Origin of the sequence: Phormidesmis priestleyi ULC007, from assembly GCF_003003695.1 — a bacterium.
In the GTDB taxonomy this organism is placed as follows: Bacteria; Cyanobacteriota; Cyanobacteriia; order Leptolyngbyales; family Leptolyngbyaceae; genus Phormidesmis_A; species Phormidesmis_A priestleyi_A.
Map to the genome: position 1 here is coordinate 1 of NZ_PVWG01000072.1, position 16,439 is coordinate 16,439.

Genomic DNA, 16,439 nt, shown 5'->3' on the forward strand with positions numbered 1-16,439 from the left:
TCCGGAGGGGAGCAGGCATAAGGAGGGGTTAATTAGAGGGTCTTCCTATCTTATATTTAACTTCACCCTCCTACTTACCCCGGTGTAGTGGTATTGCATGGCGACAAAACCGATCGCACGGGAGTCGATCGCTGTAACCTGCTTCCGCGTCTCTCCAAGGATTGGGCTAACCTTGTTGACAAGATTGTAGGGTGGCTTCTGGTCAATATAAGCTTCGATGGCGTATTTATAAACTTGATGAATACCCCCTGAAATTTGCCAAGGATCGATTAAATTGGCATCAATTCCGTGATATAAAAGCTCTTCGCTTAGAAAGTTTTCTGTCTTAACCCATGATTTGGCGCTGACCGATCGCAGAGACGACAAAAGTTTCTCTCTCATCTCAGTGCGACGGCGTTCTGGAAAGCAAAGGGCAACAGTATTGGCTGAGGTTGCATTGCCCTTCACCTGTTGTAAATATTTCTTTGCGAATGTAACTGACAAGTCTGGAGCAAGGGGTAAACCGTCCGAGCAGTTTGAATCAACGGACAAGCTTGAGATAGGCATAAGTACCACCTGACCTTAAGAGAAGTATAAGAAATAGACCGTTGTGTCCTTTATCAGATAATCTTCAGACCTTTGTCTACCCGAAATATGCGTATTGAGCGCAAAGATTTGTATTAACTAATGCGGTATACACTTAGCGGAGCGAACGGCTCAATAAATATAATTTACTCAAGATAAAACTATCAGATCTAGATGATCTTAGCGGCGACAAGGAATGCTCTACGAGTATTGTTCCCCCTACAACTCTATCTGTACCACTTCAATCCAATGCACTAATGGAGTAGCTTATGCTGTTTTGCGGTGGGCAGTAGTCCAGTAGATTCAACAAGATTCTCGTTTATATGTTGGGGTCAGACCGAAACTCGAAAACTGACCCCGACTGACTTACACCGTCAGAGTAACTGGGTAGGGATGCGTCAACTTATCCAACTGCTGCACCAACAAACTGAGGAACAAGCCCACATCGGTAACAACACCTACTGACTCAACCGAGCCGCGATCGCTCAACTTAGTCACAACTGCTGGGTTAATATCGACACACACCATCTTTACCCCCGATGGAGTCATATTGCCCACTCCGATCGAGTGCAGCATTGATGACAACATCAAGATCATGTCGGCCCCTTCGATTAAGCGGCTGTAGTCCTCTTGGGCTTTGACTAAATCCATTTGCGTATCTGGTAGCGGCCCATCATCGCGAATCGAGCCAGCCAGTGAGAATGGCACCTGGTGCTTCACACATTCGTAGAGAACACCACTCGTCAGAATGCCGCTTTTTACAGTCTCTGCAATGCTGCCATATCGACGAACCAGGTTAATCACTTTGAGATGATGGCGATGCCCCCCTCGAACTGAAACGCCTCGCTTCATATCCATGCCCAGCGAAGTGCCCATCAAAGACTGCTCCATGTCGTGAACCGCGATCGCGTTTCCGCCGAGTAGGGCCTGCACATACCCTTCCCGAACTAGGTGCGCCAGATGTTCGCCTCCCCCTGTGTGAATCACGACAGGGCCTGCGGTCACCACAACCTTGCCTCCGTGATCCCGAATCTTTCGCAGTTCCCACGCAATTTGTTCGACGACCAACTCAACTCGCCGCTCACTCGAAACGCCTGCCCCCATAAAGCTAAATTCTTGGGTGTTGCGCTGTTCTCGCGATTCAGTTTTGCGAACGGTGCGAATGCCGTCTACGCCGACGACGACTCGATCGTCCGTCTCCACATCTCGCAGCAGCTTACAGACAGGCGCACTTTCATCGCTTGAAACCACGATCGCCGCATCCATACGCTGTTTCTGCACTTTCACCCACTGCCCCTTCACTCGCACCTCAGTTGGGTAGATCGTGGTCACGTAGAAATCGTCGGGCGCAACGCCTCTCTGAATTACGGTTTCTAGATCACAGTCACAAATCTCTTGGGGCGGTGGCAACGCTCCGAGGTCGATCCACTGGCTCATGATCGTTTCCATGATCGCGTGAGAAGGAGCCGTCACCTTCACTTCTGCTGATGACGTGCTTTGCCGTTGCTCTCCCAAATTAAAGTTGAGAACCTGGAAGCTGCCACCTGCTTCGACTACCACATCTAACGCCTGGTTGATCAAACCCGAATCGAGTAGATGCCCTTCTAAACACATGACGCGACTCTCGATCGCCGCACTCGCATGCAGCTCTACTCGCACTGGCTCAGTGACCCTTAGCGTCAAACATTTAGACGCGCCACCCGCTTTCAAAAACTCTGTTAATGGAGTCTCAATCACGCGGAACCCTTCATTAGACAGCCTTTGCTTGAGATCATCACTCGCCTGATTGAGAATGACAATTTCCTCAATGTTGACCGCATTACAGGCAAAGGTGACTGCATCGGGTTCAGCGATCGCAATTCGCTTGGCTTCGGGGACACGCATCTCAATTAACCGATTTGAGTAGGCATCAAACGCAGGCGGATAGTAGAGCAAATAGCCATTACTAAGCGGACAAAAGCAGGTATCTAGATGATAAAACCGCTCGTCCATCAGCCGCAGCGACAGAACTTCAATATCCAGCCACTTTGCCAAATAAGGGTGCGAATCTAACTCTGATCGAAAGCCATAACCTGCCCAGAGCCACCGTCCTTCTCGATCGAGCAAGGCATCTCCCGCGCCTTCAAACGGCAGGTCTTTTGGCAACTCATGAACGGTGTAGTCATTCGCCTCAAACCATTCTTTAAAGAAGGGTTCTTCTCCCTGCCGTTCTTTGTGAAAAAAGCGGCTCAAAACGACCGTCTTGCCTAAGACTAAGCCTGCATTTGCGGTGAACACCATATCTGGAATGCCCTTTTGAGGCTTGACCAGGTTGACCGCCGCGTGCTGTTGAATTACGTTATGAAGCTTTTGCCATTGCTCAACCGCCCGATCGCGCGACGACTTGTGGATGTTGCCCTCCATCCAAGGATTGATCACATAATCTACGTCATAGTGATCAGGGGCACACATGAGAAACCGAAGCGAGGAAGTCATAGAAAAATCTGGGTTGTGAGGGGAATTAGACGCGACCAATCAGCCTAGTGAATGAGAAATTGACAGTAATCGTTGTAGCTGAAGCTACGAAAGGGCATTCCTATGGCTAGATCAAGGCAGCACCAACAAATAATTGAGTGCTGCCTCTGAATATTCTAGAGATGAAAAGGGGACGATCGTATCTTTCAACTATCAATAATTCATGACAATCTCTAAATCGTTCCTCTGATAGAGGGATTAATTTTGATTTGAGTTTAAGTTACTGGACAGGTTCACATTGCGTTCAAACCGTGAGTGACGAACATTCGTAGAGAGGAATTTCTTATGAGACAGGTCTTTTTGACGCTGAGACAAGCATTCTATAAGAGTGTGGTGCTAATGGGGTTGGTCAGCCTCATCTATACATCTGGATTTTTCGTGGTCGAGCAGCCTAGCTACGCAGACCCTTTAAAGCAACCCGTAAAAGAGCAGCCTTTTATTTTAGACGAACCTCAAACGGCAACCAACCGTGAAGCCGCTTACGAGGAAGCAGTTGATGAGGTCAAGAAATCAAACGGTTTAGAGAAAGAGTATGAAAAGGATTTAGAAACCTTCAAGAAAGAAAACCCCAGTGAGAACCCTGTAGTTGAGGGCGCTAAAGGGTTAATTGACAGGGTGACTGGCAAGAACTAAAAATTCTCCTGACAGAAAAGCCCTAACCGGATGGCTAGGGCTTCTTTTAGTTTATTGGGTCACTATGACGCAACTTTTACCGCCGATCGCTGCCGAGTCGGAGTCGTCGATTTTACTTCCGCAGGCTCCGGGTTCTGCATCAAGAACACCAAGAGCGGATTGCTCTGCAACTCTCGTTTCAGCAACCGATGTAACTCACGCTCGATTTGCACCTGCAAGCCTGCCCAATCTGTTTCGATTTGACCTTCTAACTCGCGGGTAAAGTCTTTCCAGCGATCGCGCAACACCGCTGCGATCGCTTCTTCAGCTTTGCTTTGCAAGACCGGACGCTCAATTGCAGACACCACGCCTCGCAAGTGAACTTCTGGCTTCGAGAATAAGTGACCTTCTCCGTCAATCGTGGCGGCGATCGTCACAATGCCGTCTCCTGCCAACTGCTGCCGCTCTTTCAGCACTTTGTCGTTAACCATTCCAGAGCGAGACGTGTCTACAAGCTCGATTCCGGCTGGCACCTTACCCGCCTTACGAATCGAGTCTTTGCCCAGCTCGATTACGTCTCCGTTATCGATGATCACCATATTCTCAGCCGGAATGCCCGTGCTTTGAGCGGTTTGAGAGTGTTTGACTAGCATCCGATGCTCGCCGTGAACGGGCAAGAAGAATCTGGGGCGAGTCAACCCAATCATCAGCTTTTGGTCTTCTTGACAGCCGTGACCTGAGACGTGAATGCCTTGATCTTTGCCATAGACGACTTTGGCACCTTGCATCATCAGTTTATCGATCGTGTTAACCACTGCGATCGTGTTGCCCGGAATTGGGTTTGCCGAGAAGACGATCGTGTCGCCCTGTCTGGCTTTAACTTGGCGATGTTCTCCGTTGGCAATCCGGGTCATGGCAGACATTGGCTCGCCTTGCGATCCGGTCGTCAAGATCAGCACACTGCTGTCTGGCAGCTTGTGGGTCATGTGCAACGGTTGAAGTAGGTCGTCTTCGCACTTGATGTAGCCCAAGTTACGAGCGTGGGCAATCACGTTCAGCATTGATCGACCAATCACCGACACCACTCGATTGTGCTTCTTCGCGAGTTCCAAAATCATATTGATCCGGTGAACTGACGAAGCAAATGTGGTGACGAGTAAGCGTCCTTGAGCTTGACTAAAAATGCGATCGAGATTGGGAAACACTGCTCGTTCAGAAGGCGTAAATCCGGGAACTTCTGAATTAGTGGAGTCGCTGATGAGACAGTGAACCCCTTTCTCGCCATATTCTGCTAACTTTTGGAAGTCAAAGAATTCGCCATCGACGGGAGTGTGGTCAAACTTGAAGTCGCCTGTATGGATGACTATGCCTACAGGTGTGTGAATCGCTACGGTGAAGCTGTCAGCGATCGAGTGAGTGTTGCGAATAAATTCGACGAAGAAATAGGAACCGATTCTGACAATATCGCGAGGGCGAACAGTGCGAATTTCGGTTCGGTCAGCTACGCCAGCTTCTTCTAGCTTGCCCTCTAAAAGTGCCATCGCCAACCGGGGGCCGTAGATCACCGGAATGTCAAACTGCTTCAGGTGAAAAGGAATGCCGCCAATGTGGTCTTCGTGCCCGTGAGTGACGATCATGCCCTTGATTTTGTGGCGATTTTCGCGCAGATAGGTCATGTCGGGCAACACAATATTAACGCCGTGCATGCCATCAGTCGGGAAGGCTAGACCTGCATCTAGCAGGATAATTTCATCTCCATACTCAAACACGCAGGTATTTTTACCAATTTCGTGCAGCCCACCGAGGGGAATAATTTTGAGCGCTTCAGAAGAATTGTTTTGGGTCATTTGGATCTTTGTAGTAGGTTTCGGAAGATTAGTTTTCAATGGATTGAACGTTAGGTTTTGCAAATTACAAGGCAGAGATTTAATAGGAAAAAGTGATTCAGTACATAGGAGGTCGTTTCTAGAAATAAAGAGCTAGGAGGCGCTGATCGGCATACAACTCAAAGCTTTGCAGAGTGAATTGTAGGTTTATCGATCGAGCAATGCAGTCAAAGTGACGATCAGGTTTGAACACGGAATAACCGAAGAGACATTAGAGCCTCAGTTTCAGCACCGCCAGTAGGCTATTCAGTTGTCGGAAAACTTTTGGGAGCTATTCGAGAAGATTAAGCTCTGCCATCACGGTCTTTAGCATAGCGCGAACTTCTTCATCTGGATCGCAGAGAGGAAGACGGAAAGAGCCAACGTTCCACCCTTGTAGCTTTAGGGCTTCTTTAACAGGAATCGGATTGGTCGTGATAAACAAAGCTTTGAATAACGAAAAGAGCTTGAGATGAATCTGAGTCGCCGCTTGCACCTGACCACTTTCAAACGCTCGAATCATTTGCTGAAGTTGAACACCCACTAAGTGGCTCGCGACACTGACAACTCCGCTGCCTCCGATCGCTAGCATGGGCAGCGTTAACGAGTCATCTCCAGAGTAGATTGCAAAATCAGTCGGTGTCAACTGTCTAATTTGGCTAGCCTGGTCAAGATTGCCACTTGCTTCCTTCACTGCCACAATATTTGAGATTTCAGCAAGCTTTGCAACCGTTTCAGGTAAAAGATTTTGACTTGTGCGCCCAGGCACATTGTAAAGCATGATTGGCAGATCAAAAGCAGCTTGCGCGATCGCTTCAAAGTGGCGATAAAGCCCTGACTGAGGAGGCTTATTGTAGTAAGGAACCACTTGCAAACTTCCGTCTAGGCCCATCTTAGCAGCTTTTTGGGTGGCTGCGATCGCCTCCGTCGTCGAATTTGACCCCGTTCCTGCCATGACTTTGGCATTCCCACTCACGGCGCTTTTTACGACCCTGAATAACTCAAATTCTTCCTCCCAACTCAGGGTTGGTGATTCGCCAGTAGTGCCACAAACTACAAGGGTGTCAGTGCCATTGTCAGCTAGATGGGCGGCTAGTTTCTCTGTCACTTCATAGTTAACCGTGCCATCTAGATTAAATGGCGTAATCATCGCGGTTAAAACACGTCCAAAATTCACCACACTCTACTGTTACTCCTTGATATTTTTCGTCCTGTGTCCGTCTACAAGACTTTAAACAATCGCTGCAATCTGAGGCTTTAATAGATTCTTCTCAACTAATAGCTCTGCAATCTGAATGGCGTTTAAAGCGGCTCCTTTACGAATCTGATCACCGCACAGCCATAACTCTAGCCCGTTCGGGTTTGAAATATCCTGACGAATTCGACCAACCAGTATGTCATCTTTACCGCTTGCGTCGATCGGCATCGGGAAATAGTTTGCCTGCCAGTCATCGACTAGCTTTACACCCGGCGCTTTGCTCAGAATTTCTCTTGCTTTCGCCACATCAAATGGGCTTTCAAACTCTAGGTTAATCGATTCTGAGTGAGCGCGCAGGACGGGAACCCGTACACAGGTTGCCGTGATTCTCAGGTCACTGGCTCCCAAGATCTTTCGAGTTTCGTTGACCATTTTCATCTCTTCCTCGCAATAGCCTTGCTCATTCAGCGGGGAGTTATGCGGGAATAGATTAAATGCAAGCGGGTAAGGAAATATTTCTGGTTTGGGCGTTTGCCCGTTGAGAATTGCCTGAGACTGAGTTTTGACTTCTTCCATCGCTCGTGCCCCAGCCCCACTAGCAGACTGATAGGTTGAGGCAACAATCCGCTTGATCGGCTGAACTCGATGGAGTGGGTAAACTGCCACTGACATCAAAATCGTGGTGCAATTTGGGTTGGCGATCAAACCCTGATGGTTTGCAGCTTCTTGCGGGTTGACCTCTGGCACGATCAGCGGCACTTTAGAGTCCATGCGAAAGGCGCTTGAGTTGTCGATCATCACGGCTCCTGCGGCGATCGCAGTCTTCGCCCAAGCTTTAGAAATCGAACCGCCTGCTGACGCTAACACGATGTCAACCCCATCAAAGGATTGGGCATTAACCGCTTCAACCGTTAGCTTTTCTCCCCGAAACTTTAGGGTTGTGCCTGCCGATCGTGCAGATGCCAGCAGTTTCAGGTCAGCCAATGGAAAGTGGCGACTTTCTAACAGTTCTAGTAATTCTGTGCCGACAGCGCCCGTCGCTCCTAAGATTGCGACCCGATAGAATTGACCCAAAGTTTATTTCCTCCAAATGCTAATTTTCTGAATTCAAACCTCGGAGGTTTTAGAAGTTTTTGTGTGAAAGCGATTTCTTAATATATAGAAATTAAAATTACAGTGAAACTGTCTTTTTAAACTCTTGGCAACTCTGCTGCAAGCTCCAGATTCAACTTAGAGGTTATCGTGCTTTCAGAAAATTCTGCAAAAGGTTAACGTAAATTTGCTTAAAGTAATGACGAGAAATCATTAGTCTTATAAAGTAGGCGTTCTAACCCTATCTCAAGAGTGCTCGATCGCACAATTTATCTTAGGCAGATTCTTAAGATTCAATCACAGAATTGAGTCAAGCAGGTCGAGAATCGGTTAGTATTGCTAACTGCGGTGATGTCAACGATGCCTAGAGTTTCGCCCCGCTCACCAAACCCCATATCGTTTGCAACTCATACGCTAATGAAAGTTACCCAGGAAAAACTTCCCGCCAGCCAGGTTGGTCTGGAAATTGAAATCACACCAGAGATGTCTAAACAGGCTTATGAGCGGGTGCTACAAGATTTCACCCGCTCAACCAATATTCCTGGGTTTCGGAAGGGAAAAGTGCCTCGTCAAGTGCTGATTCAGCGATTTGGCCCGACTCGCATCAAAGCGGCGGCGGTTGAAGACCTTGTAGATAAGGCACTCAAAGCAGCGCTAGAGCAGGAAAAAATCGAAGCGATCGGCAACTTTCAACTGCGCTCTTCGTTTGAGGAGTTGGTGACTCAATTTGAGCCAGGAAACTCACTCACTTTCTCGGCAGCGGTCGATATTCAGCCAGAGGTCGATCTCAAACAATACACAGGTTTAAGCGTCCAGGCAGAAGAAGTCAAGCCTGAAGAGGGCAAAGTTGATACTGTCTTGGGAAATTATCAAACTCAGATGGCGACTCTCGTTCCGGTCGAAGGCAGAGCCGCACAGAAGGGCGATACGGCAGTGGTTGATTATCATGGGCGTTTTACTCCCGCAGGTGAAGATGCCGAAGAGCAAGACGTTCCAGGCGGTCAGGCTCAAGACTTCCAGATCGAGCTAGATGACGGAAAATTCATTCCTGGCTTTATTGATGGCATCGTCGAGATGAATCCTGGAGACACCAAAGAAGTGTCAGTCACCTTCCCAGACGATTACCCTCAAGAAGAGTTAGCGGGTCGCCCTGCCACCTTCACCATGACCCTTAAAGAATTAAAAGAAAAAGAACTGCCCGAACTGGATGACGACTTTGCTCAAGATGCGAGTGGCGGCGACTACCCCACGATCGCTGAACTACGCGAGTCTCTAGAAAAGCGATTCGCCGAAGAAGCAGAGCAAAAAACCAAATCCAACAAAGAGCAAGCGATTCTAGATGAATTGATCACTCAAGTTGAAGTCGAGCTTCCTGAAACGCTCGTTGAGCGGGAAGTCGAATTTATGATCACGCAGACGGCAATGCAGCTTCAAAACCAGGGCATTGATATCAAGCGCTTGCTCAATCAAGAAACGCTGCCGATGTTGAAAGAGCGTTCTCGCCCTGACGCGATCGATCGCATCAAACGCACCTTAGCGCTAGGCGAAGTTGCCAAGCGTGAGTCGCTCACCACCAGCGAGTCTGAAGTTAACGCTAAAGTTCGTGAAGTTATGGCAGATCTAGAAGGGCGAGAGGTCGATGCCGATCGGCTCCGCAGTGCCGTTGCTGAAGACCTACTCAAAGAAAAGATTCTCGCTTGGCTAGAGGAACACAACACGATCGATCTAGTGCCTGAAGGGACGCTGAAAAAAGAGGAGGAAGTTCTCGAAGACGACGCGATCGAGCTAGATGCAGATGACGCGATCGAGCTAGATGCAGATGACGCGATCGAGGTCGAGGCATCTACGATCGAAGCCGAATAGGATTCCCCTAAGACTGAGCTTCTAAGTCAGGGAAGTCTTTTTAGAGGATCGACCCCAGTCTCAGGTGAGTTAAGGCATAATGTGTGCATGACCAGAGCGAAAATCTCGTCAGTTAATTTGATCAAAAGTGCCTTCAAGCAACGCTTTGACTCTATGCTTCAATCTAAGTCTTACAACCTTTCCATTACTAATCAAGCTCCCTTGGAAGTGCTGTCTATGACTCCGACCAGCGTCGTGCCGATGGTGGTTGAGCAGTCTGGTCGCGGCGATCGAGCGTTTGACATTTACTCTCGCCTCCTGCGTGAGCGCATCGTGTTTCTTGGAACTCAAGTCGATGATGCCGTAGCAGACTCGCTGGTCGCTCAGATGCTTTTCCTAGAAGCTGAAGATTCTGAAAAAGACATTCAAATTTACATCAACTCTCCGGGTGGCTCTGTCACCGCAGGGATGGCAATTTACGATACGATGCAGCAAGTTCGTTGCGATGTCGTGACCATTTGTTTTGGTCTGGCTGCCAGCATGGGGGCATTTCTCCTCTCTGGAGGCACAAAAGGCAAACGAATGTCGCTTCCTAGCTCCCGAATCATGATTCACCAACCCTTGGGCGGTGCTCAAGGTCAAGCGGTGGATATTGAGATCCAGGCGAAAGAAATCCTTTATCATAAGCGCAAGCTCAATGAGCTATTGGCTGAACACACTGGGCAGCCTTTTGAAAGGATTGAAGCCGACACTGAGCGCGATTTCTTCATGTCGGCTCAAGAAGCAAAAGACTACGGTTTGATTGACCAAGTAATCACTCGGCAGAATCTTCCTAAAGTGGAAGTACCTGTCGCCGCAATAGTTTAAGAGGAAGGTATGTCCAAATACGACTCCCATCTAAAATGTTCTTTTTGTGGCAAGTCCCAGGAGCAAGTACGCAAGCTGATTGCAGGACCAGGCGTTTACATCTGCGATGAATGCGTAGACTTGTGCAACGAAATTTTAGATGAGGAGTTGTTCGACTCTAGTGCAGTTCCTCAGCCTGTGCCTCGCAAAGAGCAAGCGCCCGAAAAGCGCCGAGCGCGATCATCCAATATTTCTTTGAGCCAGATTCCTAAGCCGCGAGAGATCAAAAAATATCTCGACGAGCAGGTAATCGGTCAAGACGAAGCAAAAAAAGTCCTTTCGGTCGCCGTTTACAACCATTACAAGCGTCTTAGCTTCATTCAAACTAAAAATGGTAGCGGCGGCAAAGCGGCTCCTGATGACTCGGTTGAGCTACAAAAATCTAATATTCTGCTGATCGGCCCGACGGGTTGTGGTAAGACGCTTTTGGCGCAAACCCTGGCAGAAATTTTGGATGTGCCCTTTGCTGTTGCCGATGCAACGACGCTGACTGAGGCAGGCTACGTCGGTGAGGACGTAGAAAACATTTTGCTCCGCCTGCTGCAAGTTGCTGATTTAGATGTTGAAGAAGCACAACGTGGCATCATCTATATCGATGAGATCGACAAAATTGCTCGCAAAAGTGAAAATCCTTCCATCACTCGCGATGTTTCTGGCGAAGGGGTTCAACAAGCTCTCCTAAAGATGCTAGAGGGCACAGTTGCAAACGTTCCCCCTCAAGGCGGACGCAAACACCCTTACCAAGATTGCATTCAAATCGATACGGGCAATATTCTGTTCATCTGCGGTGGGGCGTTTGTTGGATTAGATAAGTCGATTGAGCAACGAATCGGCAAGCGATCAATGGGCTTTGTCCAAGGCGGAGATAATCAGCCCTCTAAAGACAAGCGCACTGCCGACATTCTCAAACATCTTGAACCCGATGACCTTGTGAAGTTTGGCATGATTCCAGAATTCATCGGGCGGATTCCAGTCATGGCAGTTGTTGACCCGCTGGATGAAGACGCATTGGCTGAAATTCTGACTGAGCCTCGCAATGCCCTGGTGAAGCAATTTCAAAAGCTGCTGAAGATGGACAACGTGCAGCTTGACTTTAAGCAAGATGCTGTGAGGGCGATCGCTCAAGAAGCCTATCGCCGTAAGACTGGAGCCAGAGCGCTTCGGAGTATCGTAGAAGAATTGATGCTAGATGTGATGTATGAGCTACCTTCTCGAAAGGATGTGACTCGATGCTCAATCACTCGTGAGATGGTCGAAAAACGCTCTACTGCCGAGCTTTTAGTACACCCTTCATCGCTTCCGAAGCCTGAATCGGCTTAAAATTAAGTCTTGAGTTTTGAGTCAACAAATCCTGAACTTAAAACTCAATCCTTAAAATTCAAAGTTCTAAGATGGCATACGCAACGGTTAATCGATTTAGGCACTATTACGAATGGGTGACATCTGGGCAGCCTCAGCCCACCGGAAAACCCGTCATGGTTTTTATTCACGGATGGGGTGGATCTTCACGCTATTGGGAAAGCACAGCTAGAGCGCTTTCTGACACCTTTGATTGCTTACTCTACGATATGCGCGGGTTTGGTCGCTCACGGACAAACGACCAAGAAACACCGATTCTCGCTCAACCTCCAGACACGAAAGAAGAACTCAGCTATGAACTCGAAAGCTATGCAGAAGACTTGGCGAGTTTATTAGACGCACTGGGGCTAGGGCAAATTTATCTCAATGCTCACTCGATGGGCGCTTCGGTGGGAACATTTTTTTTGAATTTGCACGGCGATCGGGTCGAGAGAGCCATCCTCACCTGTAGCGGCATTTTTGAATATGACGAAAAATCCTTCAATGCGTTCTACAAATTTGGGGGCTATGTTGTCAAATATCGTCCTCGCTGGCTCTATAAACTGCCGTTTATGGATCGACTGTTTATGCAGCGGTTTCTACACCGTCCCCTTTCTGGTGAAATTAGTCGTGCGTTTCTAGATGACTTTCTAATGGCAGACTACGATGCAGCATTAGGAACGATCTTTACCTGCGTCAGCAAAAAGGCGGCTGAAGTGATGCCTGATGAGTTTGCTCAACTAAAGGTGCCGACTCTATTGGTTTCTGGAGAATATGACATCATCATTCCGCCAGAATTGGGTCGCTATGCAGCCGAACTGAATGACAAGATTGAATATTTTTTGATTCCGAATACGGCGCATTTTCCGATGCTAGAAGATGCGCCAACTTATCTTCAGAAGGTGCGAGAGTTCTTAGCAGTGACTAGCTCTGCCCAAGTTTGATCACTCTAAGCGATTTGCGAAACTCCGAGGAGCGATCGCACTCTGTGTGCTACCAAGGCTATTCCAGAGATTGATAAATCGAGTGGCTCCCAAACTCCGGGATGGTGCTGTACTTCTTGAAAAGCTGACTGGGTGAGCAGAATCTCGCTGCGTCGGGCTAAGTCCTCGCCGAGTTTACAAGCCAAGTTCATTTCGCTCCCATAGAGGTCGTCATCTCCAACGACTAGCACTTCACCATACCCAATGCCGATGCCCACATAAATATCTTGCTCATCTGGTAAACCAGTGTTGACTGCTGCCAAGTCTTTTAAGATCGAGAAAGACGCTGCGATCGCCGACATCACATCGGGAAACATCGCAAATAAGTTATCTGCCTCCTGCTTGATCACTCTACCCTCAAATTGCAGAACGATCGGCTCACTAATCACCCTCATGCGGCGAATCATTCCTAAGAAATGCAAAATTCCGTGGCGAAGCGTGAGCTGTGAAAAGCCAGACATATCAAGGACAAAAATCGCGCAAGTGTGGCTAAATATCTCCTGAATTTGCTGATCAATCTCTGCACTCTGGTCTGGGTGATCATTGCGAGCTTGTAGTAAACACTCAAACTCTGTCCGGGTATTTTTTCCTGAAATCATACAGGTTTCAAAATGAGCTACTCTCAGGGTTCCTTGTGTTTGCTAGATTGCAGTCGCGATCGCCACTCACTCACAACTTTCTGCAATTGAGACGGCAGCCATCCATCATATTGCGGGTAAACGGGCAACCGGGGAACCACTTCCCACCCTGCCTGTTTGAGCCTGGCTGTTAACTGATGCACCTGCGGATGTGGATAATCCGGATTAACTTCATCGTGAGGGCTGATTCCGCCTAAATCATTGGCTCCTGCCTTTAAACAAGCCATCAACATCTCTGGTTGCAGGAGATTAGGAGGAATTTGCAGGGCGATCGTCTCTGGCAAAACTTGACGTGCTACTTTAATCATCTCTAGCAAATCCTTTGGCTGAAATGCAGACCCCGCCCAAGATTCCTGTTGTCCAGGGCTGTAGGGTTGCAAAATAACTTCTTGAATATTTCCCCAGCGTTCTTGAATGTGAGCGATCGCCTCTAGACTCTCCCAGCGATCGCGCTCTGTTTCTCCAATCCCCAATAACAACCCGGTCGTAAACGGGATCTGTAGCGCTCCTGCATAGGCTAACTGCTGCGATCGCAGCTCCGGCAATTTACTGGGTGCATGTCGATGAACGGTTTTTAGAAGTTCTGGCGTGAGTTGCTCTAGCATCAACCCCATTGATACATTGACTTCCTTCAACTTCGTCATTTCTGCGAAGCTGAGAGGCCCTGCATTGGTGTGGGGCAAAAATCCCATTGCAAGCGCCAGTTCACAAAGGTTGTAAATGTGCTGCACCCAATCTGTTCGTCGCGCGCTTTGAGGGTGAACTTCTCCACTCAGGACAAGAATTTCAATAATTCCCTGATTTTTCAGACGGTTCAAAACTTTTTCTGCATCAACCAGTGTTAACCAGGGACTCGTGCCCGGATCGGATCGGAAGTTGCAGTAAGTACAGCGATTAAAGCATTCATAGGTTGGAACTAGCGTATAGGCGGGGCTATAAGTTACGACCTGCGAAAGAAATTCCATTGACCTTGCCATCGACGGTTTAAAAGCCGAAACTCTAGACTTGAGATCATAGCCGTCTCAAGTCTAGAGTCTTCCTTGATCTCTAACATGCATTTTGGGTAATGGTTTAACTCAAGCTGGGCAACTGACTTATTTGGAGTACCAAATTCTTCCTTGCCCGACTACACTCCTGCGCTTGGCATAAACGTTTTTCACATGAGTCTTCACAGTGTTAAGACTAATCTGCAAAATGTCCGCAATTTCTTGATAAGTGTATTCCTGCCGCAACAGCATCCAGATTTCGGCTTCTCGATCGGTCAAGTCATATTTTTGACGATCGATCCACAGATTTTCTTTCAGCGCTTCATCACAATCCTCTAACAGAACGAGAATGTATGGCTGATCACTGCCCACGTTAGAACTGTGTGCATTAGTAGACAACCAACTCGCCCGCAAGCGAACGCTGCGTCCTCGATGTCCCTGATATTCTGCAACGAGAAATCTATGCTCTGATTCTGTTTTGAGTAGCCGATGACAGACCTCAGTCACCACATCCAGAAGACTGGCATTATGACCCTCTTCTGAACTTAGCTGCTGACAAAGACGCGTCGCTTTTGAGCTTGTGTAGACGGGTCGAAGGGTTTGGGCAACAACGATCACTCCCCCCGGCATTGACTCAACCAAACGACCCCAAAGCGCTTCTGAGTCAAAGCTTTCTAAAGGAGTATTCTCTTCTAGAGGTTTTGACTCAATGGGCGTTGGGCGTTTGGAAGAGCGCACAAGAGAGGCTGTATTCTCTAAGTCACGCTTAGACAATCGAAAATTTGACCGGGAGCAAACTGGCAACTGAATTTGTGGAGGCGCTACAAATATAGGGGCGGTCATGGGGCAAAATCCTCAAGCACTGGAGCTATCTTGCTACCTGTGACTCTGAACCTGCAATGAGTAGCCTGTAATGCTGTCTAAGATAGTGGCGTAGATCCAAGCAACCTGAAAGAGGGTGAAGTAACCTGAAGTAGTATGAAGTTTCCGAGATTTTCCACCTTTAGGGAATAACATGACTCTAGAACAACAGTCACAGACGCGAGATTAACGATGGGGTTAAGAGCACGCAAGTCTAGAGTCAGACGATGACTGCTAAATTGGCGGCTTAATACCGATGAGTGTTGAATAATTTCAACATAGACTGATAGGGGTTGATCAGAAATACCCATTCACAGTCCCCTAGGCAATTCTACTAGAACCACTATTGAAGCAATTTCTTAAAGCCTACTTGCTTACGGAAAGCCCATCTGATAGGTTATGTATCGAATTATCGGCCGACTGTCTCATAAACGCTTCACCCGATCGGGTCTTTTTCTAAATTTATTCTCATTCTCATAGAATGGTTCTGCCCCCATGAACCCCAGTTTCCTAGATAAATTATTCCCGCTCGATCGTCAAAAGCTCTATGCTTCCATGCTTCAAAAACGGGGCGGGTTGACTCGTCGTCGAGCAGAGTGTTTTGTCAGACTTTGGGCTTACTTACTTCTTAAACAGCAAGAAGAGCTAGAAGGAATTATCCCTCAGCCGTTAAGTAGTCTAGAGCCTCCTGAAGGCTCAATCGCCTGCACTCACCGAGAGGCGGCAGAATTATTTTATGGAGATCAAGAACGGGGCAGCGATCGAGCAGCCGGGATGATGATCGATCGTTTGGCCGCCTTAGGGCTATTAGAAAAACAATATGATGGTCAGACGCTGTGTTTAGAAGTGCGGTCTCTGCCTGAACTGACCCTGCTCAAAATTGAAGAGCCAGTGGAATTGTTTATGGACGATTTCAATCCCCGCACAGATGCAATTCCCGTTGCTTATCTCTATGCCCGCAGCTATAGCAATCCTAAATCAGTTGTAAGATGAAGGCTGAGTGGGTCGTGACCCCTGATGACAACCGTGAAAGATGGTAT

14 protein-coding genes are annotated in these 16,439 nt (G+C 48.0%); 6 read left to right on the forward strand and 8 right to left on the reverse strand.

Annotated elements, in window-relative coordinates:
* Nucleotides 1–45: 45 nt before the first annotated feature.
* Together C7B65_RS25490 and argZ are read right to left on the reverse strand one after the other, a co-directional pair.
* Complete coding sequence (locus tag C7B65_RS25490) at nt 46–483, reverse strand: hypothetical protein (RefSeq protein ID WP_143162125.1); 438 nt, start codon at nt 481–483, stop codon at nt 46–48.
* Nucleotides 484–930: 447 nt separating this feature from the next.
* Nucleotides 931–3,039, reverse strand: a complete 2,109-nt coding sequence (gene argZ, locus C7B65_RS25495; protein WP_073075210.1) for a bifunctional arginine dihydrolase/ornithine cyclodeaminase — start codon at nt 3,037–3,039, stop codon at nt 931–933.
* Between the two features lie 324 nt (nt 3,040–3,363).
* On the opposite strand from argZ, the gene C7B65_RS25500 reads away from it, so the two are divergent.
* Nucleotides 3,364–3,711 carry a hypothetical protein gene (locus C7B65_RS25500; protein ID WP_073075209.1) on the forward strand — a complete coding sequence of 116 codons (348 nt, stop codon included), beginning with the start codon at nt 3,364–3,366 and terminating at the stop codon, nt 3,709–3,711.
* A gap of 62 nt (nt 3,712–3,773) precedes the next feature.
* Here C7B65_RS25500 and C7B65_RS25505 read toward each other — a convergent pair whose 3' ends face one another.
* The 3 genes from C7B65_RS25505 to C7B65_RS25515 form a co-directional block, all read right to left on the reverse strand.
* Entirely contained in the window at nt 3,774–5,537 is a 1,764-nt protein-coding gene (locus tag C7B65_RS25505) for a ribonuclease J (protein ID WP_073075208.1), read from the reverse strand.
* Between the two features lie 310 nt (nt 5,538–5,847).
* Nucleotides 5,848–6,732 carry a 4-hydroxy-tetrahydrodipicolinate synthase gene (gene dapA, locus C7B65_RS25510; RefSeq protein WP_317615850.1) on the reverse strand — a complete coding sequence of 295 codons (885 nt, stop codon included), beginning with the start codon at nt 6,730–6,732 and terminating at the stop codon, nt 5,848–5,850.
* Between the two features lie 54 nt (nt 6,733–6,786).
* Nucleotides 6,787–7,827, reverse strand: a complete 1,041-nt coding sequence (locus tag C7B65_RS25515; RefSeq protein ID WP_073075206.1) for an aspartate-semialdehyde dehydrogenase — start codon at nt 7,825–7,827, stop codon at nt 6,787–6,789.
* Nucleotides 7,828–8,262: 435 nt separating this feature from the next.
* On the opposite strand from C7B65_RS25515, the gene tig reads away from it, so the two are divergent.
* The 4 genes from tig (at nt 8,263) to C7B65_RS25535 (ending at nt 12,875) form a co-directional block, all read left to right on the forward strand.
* A complete protein-coding gene (tig, locus tag C7B65_RS25520; RefSeq protein ID WP_073075205.1) occupies nt 8,263–9,708 on the forward strand; it encodes a trigger factor in 1,446 nt (481 codons plus the stop codon).
* Nucleotides 9,709–9,924: 216 nt separating this feature from the next.
* A complete protein-coding gene (gene clpP / locus C7B65_RS25525) occupies nt 9,925–10,554 on the forward strand; it encodes an ATP-dependent Clp endopeptidase proteolytic subunit ClpP (RefSeq protein ID WP_244913295.1) in 630 nt (209 codons plus the stop codon).
* 9 nt (nt 10,555–10,563) lie between these two features.
* Complete coding sequence (clpX, locus tag C7B65_RS25530; protein WP_073075204.1) at nt 10,564–11,913, forward strand: ATP-dependent protease ATP-binding subunit ClpX; 1,350 nt, start codon at nt 10,564–10,566, stop codon at nt 11,911–11,913.
* Between the two features lie 71 nt (nt 11,914–11,984).
* Entirely contained in the window at nt 11,985–12,875 is an 891-nt protein-coding gene (locus C7B65_RS25535) for an alpha/beta fold hydrolase (protein WP_073075203.1), read from the forward strand.
* Between the two features lie 5 nt (nt 12,876–12,880).
* Here the strand turns inward: C7B65_RS25535 and C7B65_RS25540 are convergent, their stop codons facing one another.
* From C7B65_RS25540 to C7B65_RS25550, 3 genes are all read right to left on the reverse strand, one after another.
* On the reverse strand, nt 12,881–13,513 hold the full coding sequence (locus tag C7B65_RS25540; protein ID WP_073075202.1) for an adenylate/guanylate cyclase domain-containing protein: 633 nt from the start codon (nt 13,511–13,513) through the stop codon (nt 12,881–12,883).
* Between the two features lie 23 nt (nt 13,514–13,536).
* Entirely contained in the window at nt 13,537–14,517 is a 981-nt protein-coding gene (gene cofG, locus C7B65_RS25545; protein WP_073075201.1) for a 7,8-didemethyl-8-hydroxy-5-deazariboflavin synthase subunit CofG, read from the reverse strand.
* Between the two features lie 129 nt (nt 14,518–14,646).
* Nucleotides 14,647–15,381, reverse strand: coding sequence for a helix-turn-helix transcriptional regulator (locus C7B65_RS25550; RefSeq protein ID WP_083583264.1), 735 nt, complete (start codon nt 15,379–15,381; stop codon nt 14,647–14,649).
* Nucleotides 15,382–15,894: 513 nt separating this feature from the next.
* On the opposite strand from C7B65_RS25550, the gene C7B65_RS25555 reads away from it, so the two are divergent.
* Nucleotides 15,895–16,392 (forward strand): hypothetical protein, encoded by a 498-nt coding sequence (locus C7B65_RS25555; protein WP_073075199.1) that lies wholly within the window; start codon nt 15,895–15,897, stop codon nt 16,390–16,392.
* Nucleotides 16,393–16,439 lie beyond the last annotated feature (47 nt).

Excerpts from the sequence above, each read along its gene's own strand:
- C7B65_RS25555 (WP_073075199.1), top strand. The coding sequence starts at position 15,895 with ATGAACCCCAGTTTCCTAGATAAATTATTCCCGCTCGATCGTCAAAAG.
- C7B65_RS25505 (WP_073075208.1), bottom strand. The coding sequence starts at position 5,537 with ATGACCCAAAACAATTCTTCTGAAGCGCTCAAAATTATTCCCCTCGGT.
- argZ (WP_073075210.1), bottom strand. The coding sequence starts at position 3,039 with ATGACTTCCTCGCTTCGGTTTCTCATGTGTGCCCCTGATCACTATGAC.
- C7B65_RS25535 (WP_073075203.1), top strand. The coding sequence starts at position 11,985 with ATGGCATACGCAACGGTTAATCGATTTAGGCACTATTACGAATGGGTG.
- clpP (WP_244913295.1), top strand. The coding sequence starts at position 9,925 with ATGACTCCGACCAGCGTCGTGCCGATGGTGGTTGAGCAGTCTGGTCGC.
- C7B65_RS25500 (WP_073075209.1), top strand. The coding sequence starts at position 3,364 with ATGAGACAGGTCTTTTTGACGCTGAGACAAGCATTCTATAAGAGTGTG.
- C7B65_RS25540 (WP_073075202.1), bottom strand. The coding sequence starts at position 13,513 with ATGATTTCAGGAAAAAATACCCGGACAGAGTTTGAGTGTTTACTACAA.
- tig (WP_073075205.1), top strand. The coding sequence starts at position 8,263 with ATGAAAGTTACCCAGGAAAAACTTCCCGCCAGCCAGGTTGGTCTGGAA.
- C7B65_RS25550 (WP_083583264.1), bottom strand. The coding sequence starts at position 15,381 with ATGACCGCCCCTATATTTGTAGCGCCTCCACAAATTCAGTTGCCAGTT.
- clpX (WP_073075204.1), top strand. The coding sequence starts at position 10,564 with ATGTCCAAATACGACTCCCATCTAAAATGTTCTTTTTGTGGCAAGTCC.
- cofG (WP_073075201.1), bottom strand. The coding sequence starts at position 14,517 with ATGGAATTTCTTTCGCAGGTCGTAACTTATAGCCCCGCCTATACGCTA.